Genomic DNA, 4,003 nt, shown 5'->3' with positions numbered 1-4,003 from the left:
CCTTTCAGTATCAAAACATCATTGAAATCTAGACCGTAGGGGGCTTGCATGATAAAAACCTCAAAGCCTTGTCTATAGGCACGTGCAGCGAGGGTAAAACCTGCTTTACGCCCCGCATCATCGCCATCCATTGCAATTGTCAGACGGGCTTTGGTTTTGGGTAAATTCACATGCATCATGCCATGGGTTGAAAGGGACGCCCATAAATCAACGGGCTCTGTTAACAACCCAGACAGTAGAGCCAGACCGGTTTCAATGCCCTCACAAATGACCAGATGTTTTGGATTGGCTTGACTTAATTGCACCCCACCACCCGTGATAGAACCCAACATGGCTTTAGCTGGTTTTTGATCTGTTTTGCAGCCATTGTTTTGTAAAAAGGTTCTATGAATGGCAAAGGAACCAGCCCCCTTAACAAGAGCAATCAACGCGGGCAATGTACCCCCAGAGGAGTGTAGACATTTGTCGTAAAAGCGTAAATCAGCAGGCAAATCACACATGATCCCCCGCATGCATAAATAGGTTTCTGCTAAAGTATTTTTGATTGGTTGGCTTTGTTGCCAAATTACTTTTGCTTTCTCTGCTTTCCTTTTTGCTTGTTTGAGATCAGCACAAAACTGTTTTGAGAAAGAAAGCGTATGAGCATAAGCTTGTTTTCCAAGCAACCCAATTCTAATAAGCGCTTGTATGATCTCTTTAAAAGAGCAGCCAGCATAACAATAGAGTAAAAGACGCCCATCATGTCCATTAGCAAGGGATAAGCTAGGCAGCCTATCATCATGAGCAAGGCAACGGGCTGTTCCATAACGCCCATGCCAAACCCCGCGCAAGGCACGTGTGATACCTTGCGCATTCTTAAAAGAACACATCATTGTAAATCCTATAACGTTGCGTCATAGGACGGATTGTGCTATCTCTAGGGTGATGAGTTTGAGAAAGCCTTGTCCGTCCTTACGTGACAAGGTTTTTTTTTATGCCGCGTCACTTTGACGTTGCTGTTTTGCTTGCTCGATGACATTCAAAAGATCCGATTGTAACCAACGGGATAAAAAACCAAATTTTAAAGGTTTTGGGAGAGAGCCATTGGTGACATGACGGCGGAATGTTGAGACACTCATATGAAGCAATTTTGCACTTTCACGGTCAGTTAAAAGAATATCATTTTCGGTCATTTTAAAATCCTTTCACTATAAAAATGATAACAAATCATGCCTATTTATTAAGCACATTTTGGTTTATTTAGAAAGATGTTTTATTCATAGAAAACAATATATTATCATATAAATTCTCATGTGATACGTTATGAGTCTTATTGAGAAAGAATGAGAGAGAAGAGAGAGAAAGTTATCCACTATGCACCCCATATCTATTGACCCGTGACATAAGCCGCCCATTTATCCATATAGACACGGCGCTGTTCTAAATAGTCAGTCCGACGATAGGCACGCTCTACTTGCCCCCGACCGTATGAGCTAAAATAGTTTCAGCGACCTCATAGGGGGCATCGGTTGTTTCAGCAAGCCAATTGCGTAAACTAGAGCGAAATCCATGGGGGCAGGCTTCAAGGTTATTGTTTCTCATATACTTTGACATACACGTATCATTAAGAGGCCCCCGACTTCTTACAGAGAAAAAGAAATCGTTGCGAGAAAGCGAGCGCGCTTGTTTGAGAATTTCTAATGCTTCTGTTGATAAGGGCACACGAAACTCTTTTGTTGTATCACGCTTGCCTTTCATATTTTCAGCAGGGATATGTCCAGATATCACCTTCAACTTGATCTTTATGAATATGACGTAAAGGGTTAGAGCGAACCCCTGTAAGGATAAGCAAACGCAAAGCCAGTTGTGTTAGGGTTGATGCTTCGCAAAGTGTTTTATAAAAAGCGGGAATGTCTCTCCAATCCATGGCAGGTAAATTTTTGACTTTAAGGCGTTGTTTTTCTAAACAAAAGATCAGTGAAATATTCCGTGATTAATGATTTGAATGGAGAAATCACGAATCTGTTTCAATGTGTTCAAAATGACTTTGAAGATTTAGCCAAACGACTAGAGTGGTTTGTTTGTTCAAGACAATTGTTTTTTTGAACTTGCGGCTATTGAACCAGAGAGCCTTTCCAAAGTTGAAAGAGCTGCTCGCTTTTTGTTTCTCCAACGTTGTGTGATGTATGGGAAAAAAGATTATGTCTTTTTTAGTTCTGGAAGAAAAAGAACGGCAGAGTTTAATCCCGAAAAGCTGTTATCAAGGATGAGACGTGTTAGACAGAATCTTCTTGATACGACGATCTTAAATTTATCGTGGGAACGGGTTGTCGAACTTTTTGATGCACCCGACAGTTTATTTTACCTAGACCCGCCTTATCTTGTAAAGAAGAAGTATTACAGTTCTGGGAATTTTGTTGAAGATGATTTTGTGAGTATGGCAAAAGTTCTCAAAAGCATCCAAGGAAAGTTTGTCTTGAGTCTGAATGATTGTGATGCGGTTCGAGAGATTTTTAAGGATTTTGACTTTTTAGAATTAGAGCCCCTTTGGACAGCAGGTACGGCTAAAAAACCACCCCGAAAAGAACTCTTGATTCGCAATAATTGAAGAAAATCATAAAAAGATTTGTTAGGATCAGAAGAAATATTTCTTCTCTAATAGGACTTTTTTTGATGCTTACATCTTTTGGTAAAATTTTACGGAAACTTCGCATTGATCATTCAGAACGCCTTTTAGATATGGCTAAAAAATTAGATATATCTGTAGCATTTTTATCATCTGTAGAAATTGGCAAAAGATCTGTTCCTGTAGGGCTGGAGGAAAAGATAATTGAACTCTATGCTTTAGATAAAGCTATGGCTTCTCTCTTAAAAAAAGAAGCCTATTCTTGTCGCAAAAGTTTTATTATAAAGCCTTCTGATACTTTCAGATGTGAAACTGTTGGTATGTTTTCTAGACTGAGTAAACATTATTTCACAAGAAGATTTAGAACTATTAAAAAAATTATTAGAGAAAGCTGGCAAAAAGAATGCATTTTGTAAAGGAAAGTGTAAAAATCCTATTCCCGAACCTAATTATATGGTCCATAACCTTAAAAAATATAAATAAAATCAATAGTTTATTGCAATTAAATTTAGATTCGAATTCAGGTATCCCAGCCAATTCTAGTGAAATTAGTTAATCAAATTTCAGCTTGAGAGTGGATCAATCCCCTTAACCATCTGTTGCTATTCATAGCAAGTTTTGTAAGCTGAAAAATACCCATTTGTAGCGGGTTAGCTCTAAATATGGTAAGGTTTTCTTTTACTATAGCTATCGCTTAAAGAGCTCTTTTAAAAGATTCTTTTCTATAAGACGAGGGGTAAATGATTTATGCGCACTTGCTTTAGAAAAACTATTTTGCTGGATTTTTTGCTCTATAGCAACACCAGCGGGTGATTTTCCGTATTCCACCATCTTCATTACGCCGAACAGCGTAGCAATAATGCTGATTAGGAAACACATGCCGCTGCATGTCACGTACCGTACCAGCAGCATGTCCATAGGGTGCCACACAATCAATAAACCACATATATTCTCCGCCTTGCCAATTCGCATCGGACAAAAGCTCTCCCTTTTCAAGCATAGATTGATGATTTTTTTCATCTAAAAAAGCCCAAGTGACAAAGGCACAAAATTCTCCACGTTCATTTTTATAGAGTTTATATTGCCCAGTCTGTAAAGCTGGTCCTAAATTTCGTTCGATATCCCAGATTCGCCAGCGGCGGTATAAGGGAGATGTAAGCATTAAAACAACCATAGCTCCTAACGCTGTAAGAGGATCTATGAGTGAAGGTGATGAATTTTCATTTACAGACATTATCTTTCCTTTAGAGATTGTTCTAAAATTTTGGTGATAGGTTCAAAGAAATAAGAAATGAGACGTCGTTTTGAGGTAATGACATCTGTTGTCACAGTCATGCCAGGGATAAATTTAAGTTGTTTGTTATTCAAAGTGATGTGATCTTGGTCAATTTTGATTAA

The 4,003-nt window shown here is 38.6% G+C and carries 4 protein-coding genes and 2 pseudogenes; 2 read left to right on the top strand and 4 right to left on the bottom strand.

Features of this window, described 5'->3' with window-relative positions; all coding sequences use genetic code 11:
- The 3 genes and pseudogenes from ACFIO5_RS09370 to ACFIO5_RS09360 all read right to left on the bottom strand — a co-directional run.
- On the bottom strand, positions 1 to 872 hold an 872-nt coding region (locus tag ACFIO5_RS09370), incomplete at its 3' end, for a DUF7146 domain-containing protein (protein WP_375705272.1).
- Positions 873 to 971: 99 nt separating this feature from the next.
- Complete coding sequence (locus tag ACFIO5_RS09365) at positions 972 to 1,172, bottom strand: helix-turn-helix transcriptional regulator (RefSeq protein ID WP_007347209.1); 201 nt, start codon at positions 1,170 to 1,172, stop codon at positions 972 to 974.
- 194 nt (positions 1,173 to 1,366) lie between these two features.
- Positions 1,367 to 1,945: pseudogene (locus ACFIO5_RS09360) on the bottom strand (tyrosine-type recombinase/integrase); the annotation flags it as partial.
- 111 nt (positions 1,946 to 2,056) lie between these two features.
- Here ACFIO5_RS09360 and ACFIO5_RS09355 point away from each other — a divergent pair.
- Together ACFIO5_RS09355 and ACFIO5_RS09350 are read left to right on the top strand one after the other, a co-directional pair.
- Positions 2,057 to 2,587, top strand: coding sequence for a DNA adenine methylase (locus ACFIO5_RS09355; protein ID WP_375705271.1), 531 nt, complete (start codon positions 2,057 to 2,059; stop codon positions 2,585 to 2,587).
- A gap of 65 nt (positions 2,588 to 2,652) precedes the next feature.
- Positions 2,653 to 3,088, top strand: a pseudogene (locus tag ACFIO5_RS09350) (helix-turn-helix domain-containing protein).
- 286 nt (positions 3,089 to 3,374) lie between these two features.
- Here ACFIO5_RS09350 and ACFIO5_RS09345 read toward each other — a convergent pair.
- Positions 3,375 to 3,839, bottom strand: coding sequence for a toxin-activating lysine-acyltransferase (locus ACFIO5_RS09345; protein WP_375705270.1), 465 nt, complete (start codon positions 3,837 to 3,839; stop codon positions 3,375 to 3,377).
- Between the last annotated feature and the right edge of the window lie 164 nt (positions 3,840 to 4,003).

Source organism: Bartonella sp. AA86SXKL (assembly GCF_042196885.1).
Note: the sequence above shows the minus strand (reverse complement) of the source record. Positions and strands in the feature narration are given on the sequence as shown.

Bases quoted from the DNA above. Each gene is read 5' to 3' on its own strand.
- ACFIO5_RS09365 (WP_007347209.1), bottom strand. From the start codon at position 1,172: ATGACCGAAAATGATATTCTTTTAACTGACCGTGAAAGTGCAAAATTG.
- ACFIO5_RS09345 (WP_375705270.1), bottom strand. From the start codon at position 3,839: ATGTCTGTAAATGAAAATTCATCACCTTCACTCATAGATCCTCTTACA.